Source organism: Streptomyces sp. NPDC020379 (assembly GCF_044387105.1).
Taxonomy (GTDB): domain Bacteria; phylum Actinomycetota; class Actinomycetes; order Streptomycetales; family Streptomycetaceae; genus Streptomyces.
The window spans coordinates 49351-67004 of sequence record NZ_JBIRVR010000030.1; the positions used below are offsets into that span (position 1 = coordinate 49351).

General features: G+C 73.6%; 17 protein-coding genes. 7 read left to right on the forward strand and 10 right to left on the reverse strand.

From position 1 onward, the window contains the following. Positions 1-31 precede the first annotated feature (31 nt). Positions 32-538 (forward strand): Rieske 2Fe-2S domain-containing protein, encoded by a 507-nt coding sequence (locus ACH427_RS29255; protein ID WP_398874257.1) that lies wholly within the window; start codon positions 32-34, stop codon positions 536-538. On the opposite strand, the gene ACH427_RS29260 is transcribed toward ACH427_RS29255, so the two are convergent. Further along, positions 539-1150 (reverse strand): cysteine hydrolase, encoded by a 612-nt coding sequence (locus ACH427_RS29260; RefSeq protein ID WP_398874259.1) that lies wholly within the window; start codon positions 1148-1150, stop codon positions 539-541. It abuts the gene before it with no gap. A 199-nt stretch (positions 1151-1349) separates the two neighbouring features. On the opposite strand from ACH427_RS29260, the gene ACH427_RS29265 reads away from it, so the two are divergent. After that, a complete protein-coding gene (locus ACH427_RS29265) occupies positions 1350-1817 on the forward strand; it encodes a pyridoxamine 5'-phosphate oxidase family protein (protein ID WP_398874261.1) in 468 nt (155 codons plus the stop codon). A gap of 24 nt (positions 1818-1841) precedes the next feature. On the opposite strand, the gene ACH427_RS29270 is transcribed toward ACH427_RS29265, so the two are convergent. Further along, positions 1842-2753, reverse strand: coding sequence for a LysR substrate-binding domain-containing protein (locus tag ACH427_RS29270; RefSeq protein WP_398874263.1), 912 nt, complete (start codon positions 2751-2753; stop codon positions 1842-1844). A gap of 74 nt (positions 2754-2827) precedes the next feature. Between ACH427_RS29270 and ACH427_RS29275 the strand changes: the two genes are divergently transcribed. Further along, positions 2828-3832 carry a DMT family transporter gene (locus tag ACH427_RS29275; RefSeq protein WP_398874265.1) on the forward strand — a complete coding sequence of 335 codons (1005 nt, stop codon included), beginning with the start codon at positions 2828-2830 and terminating at the stop codon, positions 3830-3832. Between the two features lie 20 nt (positions 3833-3852). On the opposite strand, the gene ACH427_RS29280 is transcribed toward ACH427_RS29275, so the two are convergent. After that, positions 3853-5193 carry an aminotransferase class I/II-fold pyridoxal phosphate-dependent enzyme gene (locus ACH427_RS29280; RefSeq protein WP_398874267.1) on the reverse strand — a complete coding sequence of 447 codons (1341 nt, stop codon included), beginning with the start codon at positions 5191-5193 and terminating at the stop codon, positions 3853-3855. A 59-nt stretch (positions 5194-5252) separates the two neighbouring features. Here ACH427_RS29280 and ACH427_RS29285 point away from each other — a divergent pair, with 59 nt between their 5' ends. Further along, positions 5253-5963 (forward strand): pyridoxamine 5'-phosphate oxidase family protein, encoded by a 711-nt coding sequence (locus tag ACH427_RS29285; protein ID WP_398874309.1) that lies wholly within the window; start codon positions 5253-5255, stop codon positions 5961-5963. Here the strand turns inward: ACH427_RS29285 and ACH427_RS29290 are convergent. The 4 genes from ACH427_RS29290 to ACH427_RS29305 form a co-directional block, all read right to left on the reverse strand. Then, on the reverse strand, positions 5950-6966 hold the full coding sequence (locus tag ACH427_RS29290) for a DMT family transporter (protein ID WP_398874269.1): 1017 nt from the start codon (positions 6964-6966) through the stop codon (positions 5950-5952). The two genes, ACH427_RS29285 and ACH427_RS29290, sit on opposite strands and share 14 nt — an antisense overlap. A 161-nt stretch (positions 6967-7127) precedes the next feature. Then, on the reverse strand, positions 7128-8120 hold the full coding sequence (locus ACH427_RS29295; RefSeq protein ID WP_398874271.1) for an EamA family transporter: 993 nt from the start codon (positions 8118-8120) through the stop codon (positions 7128-7130). Between the two features lie 12 nt (positions 8121-8132). Continuing rightward, positions 8133-8699: a peptidase gene (locus tag ACH427_RS29300; protein WP_398874273.1), complete on the reverse strand. Its 567-nt coding sequence runs from the start codon at positions 8697-8699 to the stop codon at positions 8133-8135. A gap of 155 nt (positions 8700-8854) precedes the next feature. Further along, complete coding sequence (locus tag ACH427_RS29305; RefSeq protein ID WP_398874275.1) at positions 8855-9466, reverse strand: PadR family transcriptional regulator; 612 nt, start codon at positions 9464-9466, stop codon at positions 8855-8857. A 134-nt stretch (positions 9467-9600) separates the two neighbouring features. Between ACH427_RS29305 and ACH427_RS29310 the strand changes: the two genes are divergently transcribed. Next, a complete protein-coding gene (locus ACH427_RS29310) occupies positions 9601-10416 on the forward strand; it encodes a PhzF family phenazine biosynthesis protein (RefSeq protein ID WP_398874277.1) in 816 nt (271 codons plus the stop codon). A gap of 76 nt (positions 10417-10492) precedes the next feature. Here ACH427_RS29310 and ACH427_RS29315 read toward each other — a convergent pair whose 3' ends face one another. Further along, positions 10493-11329, reverse strand: a complete 837-nt coding sequence (locus ACH427_RS29315; protein WP_398874279.1) for a CPBP family intramembrane glutamic endopeptidase — start codon at positions 11327-11329, stop codon at positions 10493-10495. A gap of 84 nt (positions 11330-11413) precedes the next feature. Then, positions 11414-12916, reverse strand: coding sequence for a glutamate--cysteine ligase (locus ACH427_RS29320; RefSeq protein ID WP_398874281.1), 1503 nt, complete (start codon positions 12914-12916; stop codon positions 11414-11416). Positions 12917-13413: 497 nt separating this feature from the next. Here ACH427_RS29320 and ACH427_RS29325 point away from each other — a divergent pair, with 497 nt between their 5' ends. Both ACH427_RS29325 and ACH427_RS29330 read left to right on the forward strand, forming a co-directional pair. Beyond that, complete coding sequence (locus ACH427_RS29325; protein WP_398874283.1) at positions 13414-14001, forward strand: hypothetical protein; 588 nt, start codon at positions 13414-13416, stop codon at positions 13999-14001. Positions 14002-14307: 306 nt separating this feature from the next. Next, on the forward strand, positions 14308-14514 hold the full coding sequence (locus ACH427_RS29330) for a DUF5999 family protein (RefSeq protein ID WP_398874285.1): 207 nt from the start codon (positions 14308-14310) through the stop codon (positions 14512-14514). A 153-nt stretch (positions 14515-14667) separates the two neighbouring features. On the opposite strand, the gene gcvP is transcribed toward ACH427_RS29330, so the two are convergent. Further along, on the reverse strand, positions 14668-17550 hold the full coding sequence (gene gcvP, locus ACH427_RS29335; protein ID WP_398874286.1) for an aminomethyl-transferring glycine dehydrogenase: 2883 nt from the start codon (positions 17548-17550) through the stop codon (positions 14668-14670). Positions 17551-17654: the final 104 nt, after the last annotated feature.

The following is a 17654-nucleotide window of genomic DNA, read 5'->3' on the forward strand; positions in this document are numbered from 1 at the left end:
CCAGGGAACCGACAAGCCCAGAGGAGCGAACATGACGCATACGTCACCGGTCCGGTCCGGCGCGAGCCGTCGTACCGTCGTCGCGGCAGCCGGGGTCTCCGGCCTCGTGGCCGCGCTCGCCGCGTGCGGCTCGGACGGCACATCCGACGACCAGCAGAGCGCCTCGGCACCGGGGTCCTCCGAGGCGCCGGGCGCCTCGGGTTCGTCGGCGAGCGCCCCCGGGACCTCCGCCGCCCCTTCCTCGGGGGCGGCCGGGGCCCTGGCGAAGACCGCCGACATCCCGGTGGGCGGCGGGAAGGTCTTCGCGGACAGCAAGGTGGTGGTGACCCAGCCCGCGAAGGGCGAGTTCAAGGCGTTCTCGGCGATCTGCACGCACGAGGGCTGCCTGGTGCGCGACATCTCGGGCGGCACCATCAGCTGCCCGTGCCACGGCAGCAAGTTCAGCGCCGAGGACGGCAGCGTGCGGCACGGCCCGGCGCACAAGCCCCTGCCCGCGGAGCGGGTCACCGTGCGAGGGGACACGATCCACCTGGCGTGATCAGCCCGTGCGCCGGGGGCGGTGCCACTCGCGCAGGAGTTCCTCGGTGGTGGTGAGGGTGGCGACGAGCGCGAGGGTGTGGCGGATCATCGCGGCCGTGTAGTCGGCGGGCACCCCGGCGACGGCGTCGGTGGGAACGACGGCGCTGTAGCCGAGGTTGACGGCGTCGAAGGCGGCGTTGGGGATCGCGACGTTCGCCGAGACTCCGGTGATCACGAGGGTGCGGCAGCCGAGGTTGCGCAGCAGCGCGTCGAGGCCCGTACCGGCGAGGGGCGAGAGCCCGTGCAGCCGCCGTACGACGAGGTCCGCGTCGCCGACCGGTATGGGGTCGGCGACGCGGACCGCCGTGCTGCCTGCCAACTGCTGTACGGGCAGCCGCTCGGCGGCGCGCAGCAGCGGTGCGTTGCGCCCGGTGCCGCGGCCGTCGGGGCGCCGCTCGGCGAGGGCGTGCACGACCTGGATATCCGCGGCGTGCGCGGCGGCCACCAGGCGGGCGATGTTGGCGAGTGCGCCGGAGGCGCGGGCGGCAGCGGCGAGTTCGGGCAGGGCGCTCTCGGGCCCTATGACGCCACGCTGGCACTCGACGGTGAGCAACACGGTCTCGGACGGCACGGTGGGCTCCCATACGCAGGCGGGGTCGGGTCGGTGCTGCCGCGATTCTCCCCGCTGCCGCGCGGGTCCGCGGGAAGAGGGGCCCCGGCGCAGGGGCCGCCCGGGGATCCGCGGGAAAGAGGGCCGCCGCCCATTGCGCGGAATCGTGAGGGGCCGCACCCTTTCTGATGACCCATCAGTAGAGCGAAGGGGCAGACCCATGGCCACCGCCCAACGCCGAGGCCGCCGCGTCATGATGACGCGCGCCGAGCTGGACGCCTTCCTCGCGGAACAGCGCACCTGCCGGGTGGCGACCCTCGGCCCTCAGGGGCACCCTCATGTCACCCCTCTGTGGTTCGTCTGGGACGGACACGCCCTCTGGCTGTACTCCCTCGTGCGCAGCCGCCGCTGGGCCGAGCTCCGGCGCGACGCCCGCATGGCGGTGGTGGTCGACGACGGCGAGGCGTACGGAGAGCTGCGCGGGGCCGAGCTCAGCGGGACGGCGGAATTCGTCGGCGAGGCGCCGCGCACGGGGCTTCCCTGTCCTGAACTCGACGCACCGGAAGCCCTGTTCGCGGCGAAGCACTTCGACTTGCCGGCCATGCCGCACGACGGCCGCCACGCCTGGCTGCGGCTGGTCCCGAAGTCGCTGGCGTCCTGGGACTTCCGCAAGCTTCCGCACGACTGACCCGGCCCCTGGGGAGCCGGGGCCTCACGTCTGGCGGGAGACCTTCTCCCCCACGGTGCGCAGCGCGTCGACGGCCGCGCGGATCGAGGGCCTGCGGTCGGCGTCGGCGCGCCAGACCGCGTAGACGTGGCGGCGCATGGTGTGCCGCACGGGCAGCACGCGCACGCCTTCCGGGACGGGCCCCCGGCCGAGGCGGGGCGCGATGCCCACCCCGAGCCCGGCCGCGATCAGCGCGAGCTGGGTGGGGTGCTCCTCGGCCATGTGGGAGATGCGCGGCTCGACGCCCTTGCCGCGCAGCGTGAGCATCAGCCAGTCGTGGCAGAACTCGCCGTCGGGCCAGGAGATCCACTCGTCGTCGGCGAACTCCTCCAGCTCCACCTCCCGCCGTCCGGCGAGCGGGTGGCCGACCGGCACCGCGACGTCGGCGAGGTCGTCGAGGAGGGGCGCCTTGGCCAGGCCCTCCGGCATGGGCAGCGGCTTGTTGTACCAGTCGAGGACGACCGCGAGGTCGATGTCACCGCGCACCACGCGCGGCACCGCGCTGTCGGGGTCCATCTCGGTCAGCCGCGCGCGCAGCTGGGGGTGGGCCTCGCGCAGCTCGGCGAGCGCGGCGGGGAAGAGGCCGCGGGCCGCGGTGGGGAAGGCGCCGACCAGCAGTTCGCCGACGGCCTGGCCGCGCTGGGCCTCCAGGTCGGCCTGGGCGAGCTCGACCTGGGAGAGGATCCGCGAGGCGTGGTCGGCCAGCAGCCGGCCGGCGTCGGTCAGGCGCACACCGCGGCCCTGCTTGGCCAGCAGTTGCTGGCCGGTCTCCCGCTCCAGCTTGGCGAGCTGCTGCGACACGGCGGACGTCGTCACATGGAGACCGTCCGCCGCGCCACTGACGGAGCCATGGCGGGCGACGGCGCTGAGGGTACGCAGGCGGTCGAGGTTCAACATATAAGCGATGCTACGCGATGGTGTTTGTTTTTATTTGCTTGTTCTAATCCGTTGCGTCGCTCATTGTTGTGCACATGCGCACCGTGACCACCACCGCTCCCGCCTCCTCCACGCCCTCCGCACCCCCGGCCGCCGCCTCTTCGCCCGCGGCTCCTTCGAGCAGCACGGCTTCCGGCCGACGGGGCCGCCCCGGCGTGGACTGGAGGATCCGGTTCGGCGCGCTCGCCCTCATCTGGGGTTGCAGCTTCCTGTTCATCAAGGTGGGCACCGATGGCTTCGCGCCCCTCTACGTCTCGCTGGGCCGGATGCTGTTCGGCACGGCCGTGCTGGGTGTGGCGCTGGCCGTCAAGCGGGAGCGGCTGCCCCGCGGCGCCCGCACCTGGGCCCACCTCACGGTCGCCGCGTTCCTGCTCAACGCGCTGCCGTTCACGCTGTTCGCCTACGCCGAGCTGAGCATCCCCTCCACGCTCGCGGGCATCTGCAACGCCACGACCCCGCTCTGGGGCATGGTGCTCTCCCTCGTCGCGCTGTCCGAGGACCGGCCCACCCGGCGCCGCTTCGCCGGGCTGGGCATCGGCTTCCTCGGCGTGCTCACCGTGCTCGGCGCCTGGCAGGGCTTCTCCGGCCAGGACCCCGCGGGCACGGTGATGGCGCTGATCGCCTCGGCCAGCTACGCGGTCGGCTGGATCTATGTGCGCCGGACTCTCTCCGCCACCGGCGGCTCCCACCTGTCGACGGCCGGCGGCCAGCTCCTCCTCGGCACCGTCCAACTCGCCGTCGTGGCCCCGCTGGTCAGCCCCCTGCCGGCCTCCTTCCCCGCCGTGTCGGTGCTGGCGATCTTCGCGCTCGGCGCGCTGGGCACCGGGGTCGCCTTCCTCGTGCAGTACGGGCTGGTGGCCGAGGTGGGGCCGACGACCGCGACCCTGACGACGTACTTCACCCCGGTCGTCGCCACGGTGGCGGGCGTCGCCCTCCTCGGCGAGCGGCTCTCCTGGAACACCCCGGTCGGTGCCCTCATCGTGCTGGCCGGTGCGGCACTCACCCAGAGCAAGCCCAGGCGCAAGGCCGGCCGGGGCTGAGCCCCGGGGCGCGGGCGCCGTCAGTCGTAACGCCCGTAGCGACCGGCCCGGACCGGGCCGGTCGCGGACGCCAGCGCGTCCGCGACCGGCCCTATGTCGTCCATGGCCAGCGGGGAGACGGTCAGCCGCACGGCCGGGGGCGACGCGAGCCGGAAGCGGGCACCGGGCGCCACCGCCCAGCCCGCGTGCAGCAGGCGCGCCATCGCCGCGGTCTCGTCGGGCACCGGCAGCCAGACATTCATCCCGCTCCGCCCGTACGCCGTGACCCCACGCTCGCGCAGCGCCGCGACGAGCGCCTCCCTGCGCTGCCCGTACGACGCGGCGACCGCCGCCGGGTCCACCGCGCCGCTCCGCAACAGATGCGCCACGGCGTCCTGCAGGAGATGGCTGACCCACCCGGGGCCGAGGCGCTGCCGCCCGCGCACCCGGTCCACGGTGACGGCGTCACCGGTGAGCACTGCGAGCCGCAGGTCCGGGCCGTACGCCTTGGCGGCCGAGCGGACGACGACCCAGTGGTCGGTGGCGCCGGCCAGCGGCCGCAGGGGCAGGTCGACGATGCCGTGGCCGTGGTCGTCCTCGATCAGCAGGATCCCCGGGTGGTCCGCGAGGACGGCGCGCAGCTCACGCGCGCGTGCCGCGCCGATCGCCGCGCCCGTGGGATTCTGCGCCCGGTCGGTGACGACCAGGGCCCGCGCGCCCTCGCGCAGCGCGCGGTCGGTGTCCTCGGGCAGCGGGCCGTCGTCGTCGACGCGCACGGGGACGGGCCGCAGCCCGAGGGCCGGGACGAGGTCGAGCAGACTGCCCCAGCCCGGGTCCTCGACGGCGACCGCGTCACCGGGCCGCAGGTGCGCGACAAGCGCGCGCTCCATGCCGTCGAGCGCGCCCGAGGTGACCGCGACCGGCCCCTCGGGCACCCCGTCGGCGGTGAAGGCGGCGCGTGCCATGCGCTCCAGCTCGGTGTCCACCGCGGGCTCGCCGTAGAGCACCGGGCGCTCGGCGCCGCGGGCGGCCGCGGCGGCGAGCGCCGCGCCGAGCGGGGGCAGGAGCGCGGGATCGGGATTGCCCGTGGAGACGTCCCGCACGCCTTCGGGCACCTCCACGCGGATCGGCTCGCGCGAGGTGCTGGCCGGGCGGTGGCGCACGCGGCTGCCCCGGCGCCCGGCCGTCTCGATCACGCCCCGGTCGCGCAGGAGGCGATAGGCGGCCCCGACCGTATTGGGGTTGACGTCGAGCTGCACGGCCAACTCGCGGATGGGCGGGAGCAGTTCGCCGGGCACGAGCAGCCCGGCTCCCACGGCCCGCTCCACGCTGGTGGAGATGTCCGCTGCGCGGCGTCCTTCGATCCGATACTCTCCTAGCACAAAGCCCAGTATGCACTAGTGCAATGGAGTTCGCCATGGCAATTCCCGTCGACCCCGCCATGTCCGCCGCATCCGCCACACCTGACGCTTACGCATCGTCCGTCCCGCACGGCCGGAGCTCGTACGAGCCCACCGGGCGCACCACGCCGACCCGCTACCGCGACCGCGCCTCCTACGACCGGGAGCAGGTCCACGCGATCCTCGACGCGGGCAGCGTCTGCCACCTCGGCTTCCTGCGCGACGGCGCCCCCGCGGTCCTGCCGACGCTCTACGGCCGGATCGGCGACCGCCTCTATGTGCACGGCTCCACCGGCTCGCGCCCCCTGCGGGACGCGAGCCGGCAGGAGGGCGCCGGCATGCCGGTCTGTCTGACCGTCACCCACCTCGACGGCCTGGTCCTGGCCCGCTCCGCCTTCCACCACTCGCTCAACTACCGCTCGGTCGTGGTGCACGGCACGGCACGGCAGGTGACCGAGGAGGGCGAGCTCCGCGCCGCTCTCGACGCGCTCGTGGACCAGGTCGTGCCGGGCCGGTCCGCGGACTCCCGCCCGCCGACGGCCAAGGAGCTCGCCGCGACAGCCGTCCTGCGCATCGACCTCACGGAGGTGTCCGCGAAGATCCGCTCCGCGGGCCCGTCGGACGACGCGGAGGACGTGGCCCTCCCGCACTGGAGCGGCGTCGTCCCCGTGACCACCACCTACGGCACGCCGGTGCCGGCCGACGACCTGGCCCCGGGCATACCGGTGCCCGCCTACGTCACCGCGCTCTGACCGGTTCGGCCACCACCGGGGCGCGCGTCTCGGCGACGGCCAGCCCCGCCACCGCGCACAGCAGCACCGCCGTGCCCAGCGCGGTCGCGGCGGTCAGCCGTTCACCGAGCAGCAGCACCGCGACCGCGGCGGCGGTGACCGGCTCCAGGAGGGTGATCACCGTGACGGTGGTGGCCCGCACGACGGCGAGGCCCGCGAAGAACAGCGCGTAGGCGAGCGCGGTCGGCACGCTCACCAGATACGCCGTCATCGCCAGCGTGCGGCCCAGTTCACGGGTGTGCGGCCACAGGCCCTCCGCGGCCGCGAGCGGCAGCAGGCACGCGGCGCTGACCGCGAAGGACGTCAGCGTCGTGGTGAACGGGTCCGACGCGCGCCCGGCGCGCCCCACATGACGGCCGTGGACGGTGACGACGGCGTAGCCGGCGGCCGAGAGCAGCGCCAGCCCCACGCCGGCGGGGCGCACCGCCCCCGAACCGTCGTTGCCGAGCATCAGCACGGCCAGCCCGGCGAGGACACCGGACACCGCCAGCCGGCCGCCCGCGCCGAGCCGTTCGCCCATGGACAGCCGGCCGCCCAGGGCCGCGAGCACCGGCGCGGCGCCCAGCGTGACCACGGTGCCGACGGTGACACCGGTCGCCTCCACCGCCGCGAAGTAGGCGGCCTGGAAGACGGTGAGGCCGACGCCCGTGACGAACAGCCGGGCGCACCGGCCCGGCAGTGGCTCGTGCGGCCGGGCGGGGCGCGCCGCGCCCGTACGGCGCGGCATCAACACCCGGACGGCCAGCAGGAGTACGAGGCCACCGGCCGTGCGCCAGAAGGTGAGCGCCACCGGGCCGAGCCCGCTGCCGCGCATGATCAGGTCGGCGCAGGGGCCCGTGGTCCCCCAGGAGGTGGCCGCGAAGGCGACGTGAAGAAGCCCCCGGCCGACGGGAAGCCGCCCGGCGGGGCGCGGTGTCGTGCCCGGGGAAGGGCATGCCGGAAGAGAGGAACGGACGGACTGCATGACTGGTTCTCCCGCGGAAGACATGAGGTGATCGCGTGGTCCCTGTGCGGGCAGCGGCGATCCGCCCGGGGGTGGTGACACCCCGGGCCCGGTCCTCCGGGAGCGGCCGCCCGCGCTAGGCGGCGGGAGGCGGCAGAACGGTCATCGGCATGATCGGCACCCTATGCGGGCCTGGCTCCGCCGGACAACTCCCTTTCGGCGGCGGCGGAAGCGCCCTCGCCCCGGGCTACCGGCTCCGGCGCGGCCGCCTTGGGCGTCGAGCTCTGCGCGATGAAGGCACCCAGCAGCACCACGGCCCCGCCCACGGTCTGCGGCAGCGAGAGCTTCTCGCCCAGCAGCACCCAGGCCAGCACAATGGCGACGACGGCCTCCAGGCACGCGACGACCCCGGCCACCTGGGGCGACAGCCGCCGTACGGCGACCACGCCGGTGAGATAGGCGGCGACAGTGGCGATCAGCACGATCCAGGCGAGCAGCAGCACGGCGGGCACCCGGCTGCCGTTCATGTCCGCCGAGGTGGCCAGCAGCCCCCAGTCCATGCCCCAGGGGCGCGCGACGACGGTCATGACGGCGGCGCCGACGAGGAGGCCGTAGGCGATGACACCGACCGGGTCCGCGGGCCGGTCGCCGCCGGAGCCGTGGTCCGCCAGCACGAAATAGCCGACCTGGCAGCAGGCGGCGCCGAGGGCGAAGACGAGGCCCCACGCGTCGAAGCCCATCCCCGACCACACCTCCACCACGCAGGCGAGGCCGCCCACGGCGAGCACCACACCCACGGCGGCGGCCCGGCTCACCGGGCGCCGCTGGACGAAGCGCACCCAGCCGAGCAGCAGCGCGGGACCGAGGTATTCGATGAGCAGGGCGACGCCCACGGGGATACGGGAGATCGCCGCGAAGTAGCATGCCTGGACGCCGGCGACGCCCAGCAGGCCGAAGCCGACGAGCAGCGCGGGACGCCTGGCCACGAGGGCGCGGTGGCGCCAGGCCACGGGCAGCAGCACCAGCGCGGCCCCGGCCACCCTCAGCCATACGACATGGAGCGGGTCGAGGCCCGCCTGGATCAACGGCTTGGCCGCCACGCCCGATCCGCCGTACGCGAGCGCCGAGACCACGGCCAGGCCGAGTCCGGCGCTCCTCCCCCGAGACGTCTGCATGCGAGCAGCATGTCAGCCGCCGACAGGACTGTCACCCTTTTCGCTCATGACAGACGGCGGCTCGTCCGCGTCGGCGTCGAGGCGCGCGACGAGCGTGCCGGTGTCGACCCCGGCCCTGCCCAGCACCTCGGCGGCGCGGCAGCCGTCGTCGCCGGCGAGCCGGGCGAGCAGGTCCACGCCTTCCGCCCGCGCCGCGCCCCGCGCACGGGCGCGGGCGAGCGCGCCCTCCATCGCGGCGGCCGCGGCGGGCGACCACTCCGGCGAGCGGCCCGCCGCGAGGACGGGCAGCGCGCCGGAGTCCTCGGCCGTGCCGCTCCAGCGCAGGCCGTAGCCGATGGTCCGCTGGACGAGATAGCCGAGCAGCCGTACGACCGTGCCCGCGCCGGTCCCGTCCAGCGCCCGCCGCACCTCGGGGTCCGTCTCCAGCAGCGTGTGCAGCAGATGGGCGGTGTCGGTCTGGCGGTCGGCGTCGCGCACGGCGCGCCTGCGGGCGCCCACGGCGGCCGAGGCCAGCTCGGTGCTGAACCGGCCCGCGCAGCCGGCGCCGGCCGGTCCGCTGTCACATGTACGGCTTTGCACCCTTCCACCCCACCAGGAACGCGCCGTCGGAGCATCCCCGGCGGGAAGCATTCGCGCATCCGACGAGAGGTGGGCACGGGCGGCGGGCGCCTCCTCCTTGAGGAGGACGGCGGGCGCCGGCATCTCAGGGGCGCCCGCCGCCCGGCTCCGTCGGCTCAGCCCTCCTCGGCGAGGATCAGATAGAGCTTCTTGCGCGACTCGTTGATGACTTCCAGCGCCTTCTCGCGCTGCTCCTTGCTACCGGTCCGCCAGACCTGCCCGAAGGCTTCCATCAGCCCGAAGCCCGCCTGCCGGATCTCCTGCGCCGCCTCCCGGTCGAACCCCCTGCCGACCTCGTCCCACGGCGTCTGAGAGCCCGCGTCGGCCTCGGCGCGGCCGGAACCGGTGAGCGTGAACAGCTTCTTGCCGCCCTCGCTCGCGCTCTCGATCAGGCCCTCGTCCTCGAGCATCTGGAGTGTCGGGTAGACGGATCCGGGGCTCGGCTTCCAGGCGCCGCCGGTGCGCTCGGCGATCTCCTGGATCATCTCGTAGCCGTGCATCGGCCGGTCCTTCAGCAGCGCCAGGATCGACGCGCGCACGTCGCCGCGCCGGGCCCTGCCGCCCGGACCGCCGCCGCGCCCGCGCCCCCACGGTCCGCCGCCGCCGAACGGCGGTCCGCCGAAGCCGGGTCCGAAGGGGCCGAAGGCGGCGCGCCGTCCCTCGAAGTCGCCCGCACCGTGCCGATGCGCGCCACGGTGGTCGTGTTCGTGTCCTGGTGAACGCCACATGACGTTCCTCCCATCGTTGATCGGTCGCGATGCTTCAACGATATATCGGAACCGATCGCACGACAACGCTTTTCGGGCCAGTTCCCGGGCATTGGCTCTGGCCTGCGGCTTTGCGGAGCTCCTACCGTCACGCCATGCGGATACGAATCGTCGACGCCTTCACCGACCGCCCCTTCGCCGGGAACCCGGCCGGGGTCCTCCTCTTCGACTCCGACGCCTTCCCCGACGACGCCCGGCTCCAGCGGATCGCCGCCGAGGTCAACCTCTCCGAGACCGCGTTCGCCCGCCGGCTGCCGGAGGGCGGCGCGGCGGACTGGGCGCTGCGCTGGTTCACCCCGGCCGCGGAGGTCGACATGTGCGGGCACGCCACGCTCGCCACCGCCCACGTCCTGCACACGACGGGCGCCGCCACCGGCACGGTCCGCTTCGCCGCCCGCTGCGGGATCCTCACCGCGACGGCGCGCGAGGACGGCGCGATCACCCTGGACTTCCCGACCTCGCCGCTCGTCCCCACCGCCGTCCCCGAGGGCGTCGCGGCGGCCCTCGGCGCCGAGCCGCTCGGCACCCACGACACGGGCCCGCACGTGGGCGACCTGCTGGTGGAGCTCGCCGACGAGCGGACCGTACGCGCGCTGGCCCCCGACACGGCGGCGCTCGGCCGGCACTCCCGCCGGGGCATCATCGCCACCGCCGCGGCCGAGGATCCCTCGGCCGGCTACGACTACGTCTCGCGCTGCTTCTTCCCCAACGTCGGCATCGACGAGGACCCGGTCACGGGCAGCGCGCACACCGCCCTGGCACCCTTCTGGTCCGCCCGGCTGGGCCGCGCCGACCTGACGGGCCTCCAGGCGTCCGCGCGCACCGGCCTCGTACGCACATCGGTACGCGGCGACCGCACGCTGCTGACGGGCAGCGCGGTCACGGTCATCGAGGGCGAGCTGCTCGCGTAGGCCGTGCCCGCCGCGCGGCGGTGTCCTCGGGGCGCACCGCCGCCGCGGGCGGCGGCGGGCCCGTGACCGGAACCGCTCACGCCGTGGGCAGCCAGCCCACCCGCCCCGCCAGCAGCGCGTAGCCGACGAAGGCCACGACGTCGATCAGCGCGTGCGCGGCGACCAGCGGCCCGACACGGCCCCAGCGCCGGTAGAGCAGCACGAAGACGACGCCCATCACCACGTTGCCGGCGAACCCGCCGATCCCCTGGTACAGGTGATACGAGCCGCGCAGCACCGCGCTCGCCGCCAGCGCGGCCGCCGGCGTCCAGCCGAGCTGCCCCAGCCTGCGCAGGAGATAGCCGACGACCACGACCTCCTCCAGCACCGCGTTCTGCACGGCGGAGGCGATCAGGACCGGCAGCTTCCACCAGACGTCGGGCAGCGACTCGGGCACCACCGTCAGGTTGAATCCCGCGGCCCGTACGCCGAGGTAGAACAGCAGCCCGGTGCCGCCGACGGCCGCCGCGACCGCCGTGCCCCGGCCCAGGTCGGAGACCGGGCGCCGCCGGTCGAAGCCGATGGCCCGCAGCCCCGTGCCCTCGCGCAGCAGCAGATGGGCGACGAGGAAGACGGGCACCAGCGCGGTCGCGATGCCGAAGACCTGCCAGGCGAGGTCCAGCCACGGACGGCCGGGGGCGTGCGAGGCGTTGAGCCGGGCGGCCTGCTCCTTGAGGCCGCCGGGGCGGGTGGCCGCGCCGACGAAGCTGATCAGCGCGGAGACGGCGCTGGCCCCGAGCGACAGGGCCAGGACGAGGAGGGTCTCGTTGCCCAGCAGCCGACGGACGGCCGCCTCGGGCGCCGGCAGCGTGCCGCCTTCGCCCCGCGCGTTCTGCGGCACAACCGCCTCCACCTTGCGTGTCCCCTGCGTCATGGGCCCCCAGCTTGTCAAACGCCGGACGGGCTGGAAAATCCAGGCCACCCCGGGGAGGCAGTGGGCCACGCGGCGGAGGCCCCGTCAGTCTCCAGGACCCACGGGCCACAAGTGCACCGGCTCCCCCGTCCGCATCAGCTCGCAGTAGCGGCGCGTGGTCGCGGCCAGCGCCTTGTCCCGCCCCAACCCCCGCTCCCGCGCCCGGTGATACGTGGCCGCCTGCCAGGAGGCGCCGTTCGCCCGGCGCAGGCAGCGCCCCTCGATGACGCCGAGGTAGCGGTCCCGGTCGGCGGGTTCGACGCCCCACGCGTCGAGCCCGGCGGCGGCCATCGGCAGCAGGTCCTCCAGGACGAGCCGCACGGCCGGCATGCGGGCGAGCGGGGCGTTCCTGCCGCCCTTCGGCCAGCGCAGCCAGGCGTCGATGCCATGGCGGCAGGCGGTGTCGAAGTTGTCGGCGGCCACCGGGAAGGGCATCCGGGTCCACACCGGGCGGGGCTCCTCCGCCAGCGCGCGGATCAGCCCGTAGTAGAAGGCGACATTGGCGATGACGTCGGTGACCGTGGGGCCGGCGGGCAGCACGCGGTTCTCGACGCGGAGGTGCGGTACGCCGTCGGCGATGCCGTAGACCGGCCGGTTCCAGCGGTAGACCGTGCCGTTGTGCAGGGTCAGTTCGTGCAGCGCGGGCACCCCGCCCTCCTCCAGCACCCGCAGCGGGTCCTCCTCGTGGGAGATGGGCAGCAGGGGCGGGAAGAAGCGCAGGTTCTCCTCGAAGAGGTCGTACGCCGAATCGATCCAGCGCTCCCCGAACCAGGTCCGCGGCCGGACCCCCTGGGCCTTGAGCTCGGGCGGGCGGGTGTCCGTGGACTGGACGAACAGCGGCGGCCGGGACTCGCGCCACAGCTCCCGTCCGAAGAGGAAGGGCGAGTTGGCCCCGACGGCGATCTGCGCGGCGGCGGCGACCTGCGCGGCGTTCCACACGGCGGCGAACCTGCGCGGGGTGACCTGGAGGTGCAACTGCACGGAGGTGCATGCGGATTCCGGGGCGATCGAGCCCGCGGTGCAGGTCAGCCGCTCGACGCCCTCGATGTCGATCGTGAAGTGCTCGCCCCGCGCGGCGACCACCTGGTCGTTGAGGAGGGTGTAGCGGTGGTCGTCGGAAAGGTTGGAGAAGACCAGGTGCCGGTCGTCCAGGGTCGGCAGAATTCCGATCATCACGATCCCGGAATCGACTTCCATGGCCTTGCGGTCGGCATAGGAAAGTCCGGTGCGCAACTCCTCGGCGAGCTGGTCGAGAACTCGTCCGGAGAGCCGGTGGGGAACAATGTTCACCTCAAGGTTGAAGCGGCCGAGTTCGGTCTGGAAATCCCCGCTGGCGATACGTTTCAGCACTTCGGCGTTCACCATGCTCGGCATCCCGTCGGGCCCCGCGAGATTCAGCTCGATCTCCAGACCCATGAGATTCCGGGGACGGTCGAACCGCTTCTCCGCCAGGAGCCGCGCCAGCACGTCCAGGCACTGCCGGAGCTTGTCCCGGTGGCGCTGCCGGTCGGCGGGGTCGAACCCCCCGGCCACCAGCTTCTCGCCCATCGCAACGCCCTCCTCACCCGGTCGCCCGCGGCGCCGGCGGCTCCGCGTCACGGTCGATGATGCCCAGCCATTGTGATCGATAACGCCCCGTGGGCACCGCATACGCAGTAGGCTCGACGAGGTGTGCGCCGTGGCACATTCCGTCGGCATGGTGCAATACTCCGGTTTTGCGCATTGCGCTGGTGATAAACACCGACGAGATCCGGCCTACCCTCCCCGGCGAATAGCCCGAGGTGACGGTCGGGAATTCGGCACAGAATCACCGAAAACGGCCCTGTACAGTACGCCGGATTTCCCCTTGCCGGAAATACTCCCGACAGGTAGCCGAAACACCATGTGAACACGTGTCGTATAAACTGCGGAACAGGGCAGAGAGCAGCGCCCCGGCCCCGCGCAGTCGGTACGGTCCCCGGCCCCCCTCTGACCCCGCACGCCGACAGCGTCGTCCGCACCTGCCCAGCACCACGTGTCTCCCGAAGTGAGAGGCGACCCACACCATGCCGCTGCATGCCCTCCCCGCCCCAGCGCCCGCCCTGCTCAGCGTCGTCGCCGCCCTCGGCTCCCCCGCCGCCGTACGCGAGGCCCGCACCCCCTCCCTGCGGTCCGCGCAAGGGCCGCTGACCCCCGAACTCCCCCTTCCCGTGCACGTCCTGGAGCAGGTCACCCCGCGCGGCGGCACCCCTCGCACCCGGCTCACCGGCTGGCGTTTCCTGATCCGGGGGCCCGAGCGCACGGTGGCGGCGGGCGAGGCGGCACCGACGGCCGAGGGCTGGGCGTTCTCCCACTTCTGCGAGGGGCCGTATCTGACCTCCACCGAGCTCGCGCTGCGCCAGGCCGAGGCGCTGCCGACGCCGTACCAGCCGCGGCTGCTGTCCGTGCCCGCGCTCTACATGCTCACCCTCTGGCTGCACGGCGACGTCGCCGCGGACGCGGCGTCCGGCCTGCCCGGCCCGGGTGACCTGCTGGTGCCGCTCGCGCCCGCGCCGCCCGGCATCGCCGCCCACCGCGCGCACCGCTTCGGCGACCTGCTGTCCGTGCTCACCCACCGGCTCGCACCGCCGCCGCTGCTCAGGACACCGGCCTGAACCTCTCCGCAAGGGACCGGACACGCCCCGTGGCCACGCCCGCCACGGGGCGCGCATCTGTGCTCACCCTCCCGGACTAGCCCGTCGCGGCCACCCCGAACCCCCCGAACAGGCAGTCTTGTTGACGGCAACCGCCCGCATGGGTGACGCGTCCTCTTCGGCAGAGGAGCGCTGCCGGGAAATCCCTGCGGAATCGCGCCCGTGGGGCAACACTGGTATCGACCAAACCATTCGCCAACGGGGGGCGGCATGACCACAGCATCGAGCCGCAGGACAGCCACCACATCAGAGCGAAAGAACCTTCCCATGTGCCAGCACCAGCCCATGTGCCCGTCAGCCGACTCCGCCGACCGGGAAGCCGCCCACCTCGTGGCGCACTTCCCGGAACAGGGCTGGAGCCTGCTGTGCAACGGCGTCCTCTGCTTCGAGGACACCGGGGAGCTGCTGCCGGACGGGCAGATCATCGCCCCGCACCGGCCGCTGGGCAGCGGTCACGTGGTGACCGCTGCCTGAGAGGCACTACCGCACACGAGGTACGGAAAGACCCGCACCGTACGTATACGCACCACGCACAGACAGGGGCCGGCCCGGCGGATTCCGCCGAACCGGCCCCGACTCGCGTCCGGCCTCAGGGGACCCGGGCGTGCGCCAGGGTCCCGAGCGGGCTCAGTTCTCGTACTCCTCCAGCGGAGGGCAGGAGCAGACGAGGTTGCGGTCGCCGTACGCACCGTCGACGCGGCGCACCGGCGGCCAGTACTTGTCGGCGGACGCCCCGGCCGGGTAGGCGGCCTCCTCGCGGCTGTACGGGTGCTCCCACGCGCCGGTCACCGAGGCGGCGGTGTGCGGGGCGTTGCGCAGCGGGTTGTCGTCCTTCTCCCACTCACCGGAGCCGACCTTCTCGATCTCGGCGCGGATGGCGATCATCGCATCGCAGAAACGATCCAGCTCGGCGAGGTCCTCGCTCTCCGTCGGCTCGATCATCAGGGTGCCCGCGACCGGGAACGACATGGTGGGCGCGTGGAAGCCGTAGTCGATCAGTCGCTTGGCGACGTCGTCGACGCTCACTCCGGTCGCCTTCGTCAGCGGCCGCAGGTCCACGATGCACTCGTGCGCCACCAGCCCGTTCGGACCGGTGTAGAGCACGGGGTAGTGCGGCTCCAGCCGCTTGGCGATGTAGTTGGCACCGAGCACCGCGACCTGCGTGGCGCGCTTGAGGCCCGCGCCGCCCATCAGCCGGACGTACGCCCAGGAGATCGGCAGGATGCCCGCGGAGCCCCACGGGGCGGCCGAGATCGGGCCGACGCCGGTGGCCGGGCCCGCGGCGGGCTGGAGCGGGTGGTTGGGGAGATACGGCGCCAGGTGGGCGCGCACGGCGACCGGTCCGACGCCCGGACCGCCGCCACCGTGCGGGATGCAGAACGTCTTGTGCAGGTTCAGGTGCGAGACGTCGCCGCCGAAGCGGCCCGGCTTGGCCACCCCGACCAGGGCGTTGAGGTTCGCCCCGTCCACGTAGACCTGGCCGCCCGCGTCGTGCACCAGCGCGCAGATCTCGCTGATGTGCTCCTCGAACACCCCGTGCGTGGAGGGGTAGGTGACCATCAGGACGGCCAGCTCGTGACCGTACTGCTCTATCTTCGCGCGCAGGTCGTCCGCGTCCACCTCGCCGTCCTCGCCGGTCTTGACGACGACGACCTTCATCCCGGCCATCACGGCGCTGGCGGCGTTGGTGCCGTGCGCGGAGGACGGGATGAGGCAGACGGTGCGCTGCTCGTCGCCGTTCGCGCGGTGGTACGCGCGAACGGCCAGCAGGCCCGCGAGCTCGCCCTGGGAGCCGGCGTTCGGCTGGATGGAGACCTTGTCGTAGCCGGTGACCTCGGCGAGGCGCTCCTCCAGCTCCGTGATCAGGGTCAGATAGCCCGCGGCCTGCCCGACCGGCGCGAAGGGGTGCAGCGCGGCGAACTCGGGCCAGGTCACCGACTCCATCTCGGTGGTGGCGTTGAGCTTCATGGTGCAGGAACCGAGCGGGATCATGCCGCGGTCCAGGGCGTAGTCCCGGTCGGCGAGGCGGCGCAGGTAGCGCAGCATCGCGGTCTCGGAGCGGTGCTCGTGGAAGACGGGGTGGGTGAGGAAGTCGTCGGTGCGCAGCAGGGCCTCGGGGAGCGCGTCCGGCGTGGCGGCGTCCAGCGCCTCGATGTCGGCGTCCACCCCGAACGCCGACCACACGGAGGCCACCAGCTCGCGGGTGGTGGTCTCGTCGCACGCGATCCCGACGTGATCCGCGTCGATCAGGCGGAGGTTGACGCCGCCCTCGACGGCACCGGCGACGACCTCGGCGGCACGGCCGGGGACCCGCACGGTCAGGGTGTCGAAGTACGAACCGTGCGCGACCTCGACGCCACCGGCCCGCAGCCCCGCCGCGAGCAGCGTGGCGTAGCGGTGCGTGCGCCGGGCGATCGCGGCGAGGCCGTCCGGGCCGTGGTAGACGGCGTACATGCCGGCTATGACGGCGAGCAGCACCTGTGCGGTGCAGATGTTGCTGGTGGCCTTCTCGCGGCGGATGTGCTGCTCACGCGTCTGGAGGGCCAGGCGGTACGCCTTGTTGCCGTCGGCGTCGACGGAGACGCCGACGAGGCGGCCGGGGAGGCTGCGGGCGAACTGCTCGCGCACGGCCATGAATCCGGCGTGCGGGCCGCCGAAGCCCATGGGCACGCCGAAGCGCTGGGTCGTGCCGACCGCGATGTCCGCGCCGAGCGCGCCCGGCGAGGTGAGCAGGGTCAGGGCGAGCAGGTCGGCGGCGACGGTGACGATCGCGCCGAGCTCGTGGGCGCGCTCGATGACCGGTCGCAGGTCGCGTACGGCACCGGAGGCACCGGGGTACTGGAGCAGCACGCCGAAGACGCCGCGCTCGGCGGCCTCGGCCGGGATGCCCTCCGAGAGGTCGGCGACGACGACCTCGACGCCGGTCGGTTCGGCGCGGGTCCGGATGACGGCGACGGTCTGCGGCAGGGTGTCGGCGTCGACGAGGAAGACGCCCTGCTTGACCTTGCCGACGCGGCGGGAGAGCGCCATGGCCTCGGCGGCGGCGGTGCCCTCGTCGAGCAGGGAGGCCCCGGAGGTGGGCAGGCCGGTGAGGTCGGCGACGACGGTCTGGAAGTTGAGGAGCGCCTCCAGCCGGCCCTGGGAGATCTCCGGCTGGTAAGGGGTGTAGGCGGTGTACCAGGCCGGGTTCTCCATGACGTTGCGCAGGATCACCGGCGGGGTGAAGGTGCCGTAGTAGCCGAGCCCGATCATCGGGGCGAGCACCTGGTTGCGGTCGGCGAGCGTACGCAGCTCGGCGAGGACCTCGGCCTCGCCGCGTGCCTCGGGCAGCGCCGACGCCTCGGTGGCCTTGATCACGTCCGGCACGGCGGCGTCGGTGAGTTCGTCGAGGGAGCCGAATCCGACCTGGGCGAGCATCTTGGCCTGGGCCGCGCTGTCGGGCCCTATATGGCGCCGCTCGAAGGGCGTGCCACGCTCCAGGTCGGAAAGGGAGATGCGGTGGGCTGTCATCTGCGGAGGCCTCCTGGTCTTTGCGACCTGCGAGGGGTACCACGGCGCGGGTACCCGGACGGCCTCCCCCTCTGTCATCTCAACCTGAGAGCTTCACCGGGCCG

Excerpts from the sequence above, each read along its gene's own strand:
- ACH427_RS29255 (WP_398874257.1), top strand. The coding sequence starts at position 32 with ATGACGCATACGTCACCGGTCCGGTCCGGCGCGAGCCGTCGTACCGTC.
- ACH427_RS29265 (WP_398874261.1), top strand. The coding sequence starts at position 1,350 with ATGGCCACCGCCCAACGCCGAGGCCGCCGCGTCATGATGACGCGCGCC.
- ACH427_RS29270 (WP_398874263.1), bottom strand. The coding sequence starts at position 2,753 with ATGTTGAACCTCGACCGCCTGCGTACCCTCAGCGCCGTCGCCCGCCAT.
- ACH427_RS29275 (WP_398874265.1), top strand. The coding sequence starts at position 2,828 with ATGCGCACCGTGACCACCACCGCTCCCGCCTCCTCCACGCCCTCCGCA.
- ACH427_RS29285 (WP_398874309.1), top strand. The coding sequence starts at position 5,253 with ATGTCCGCCGCATCCGCCACACCTGACGCTTACGCATCGTCCGTCCCG.
- ACH427_RS29290 (WP_398874269.1), bottom strand. The coding sequence starts at position 6,966 with ATGCAGTCCGTCCGTTCCTCTCTTCCGGCATGCCCTTCCCCGGGCACG.
- ACH427_RS29295 (WP_398874271.1), bottom strand. The coding sequence starts at position 8,120 with ATGCAGACGTCTCGGGGGAGGAGCGCCGGACTCGGCCTGGCCGTGGTC.
- ACH427_RS29305 (WP_398874275.1), bottom strand. The coding sequence starts at position 9,466 with ATGTGGCGTTCACCAGGACACGAACACGACCACCGTGGCGCGCATCGG.
- ACH427_RS29310 (WP_398874277.1), top strand. The coding sequence starts at position 9,601 with ATGCGGATACGAATCGTCGACGCCTTCACCGACCGCCCCTTCGCCGGG.
- ACH427_RS29315 (WP_398874279.1), bottom strand. The coding sequence starts at position 11,329 with ATGACGCAGGGGACACGCAAGGTGGAGGCGGTTGTGCCGCAGAACGCG.
- ACH427_RS29320 (WP_398874281.1), bottom strand. The coding sequence starts at position 12,916 with ATGGGCGAGAAGCTGGTGGCCGGGGGGTTCGACCCCGCCGACCGGCAG.
- ACH427_RS29325 (WP_398874283.1), top strand. The coding sequence starts at position 13,414 with ATGCCGCTGCATGCCCTCCCCGCCCCAGCGCCCGCCCTGCTCAGCGTC.
- ACH427_RS29330 (WP_398874285.1), top strand. The coding sequence starts at position 14,308 with ATGTGCCAGCACCAGCCCATGTGCCCGTCAGCCGACTCCGCCGACCGG.
- gcvP (WP_398874286.1), bottom strand. The coding sequence starts at position 17,550 with ATGACAGCCCACCGCATCTCCCTTTCCGACCTGGAGCGTGGCACGCCC.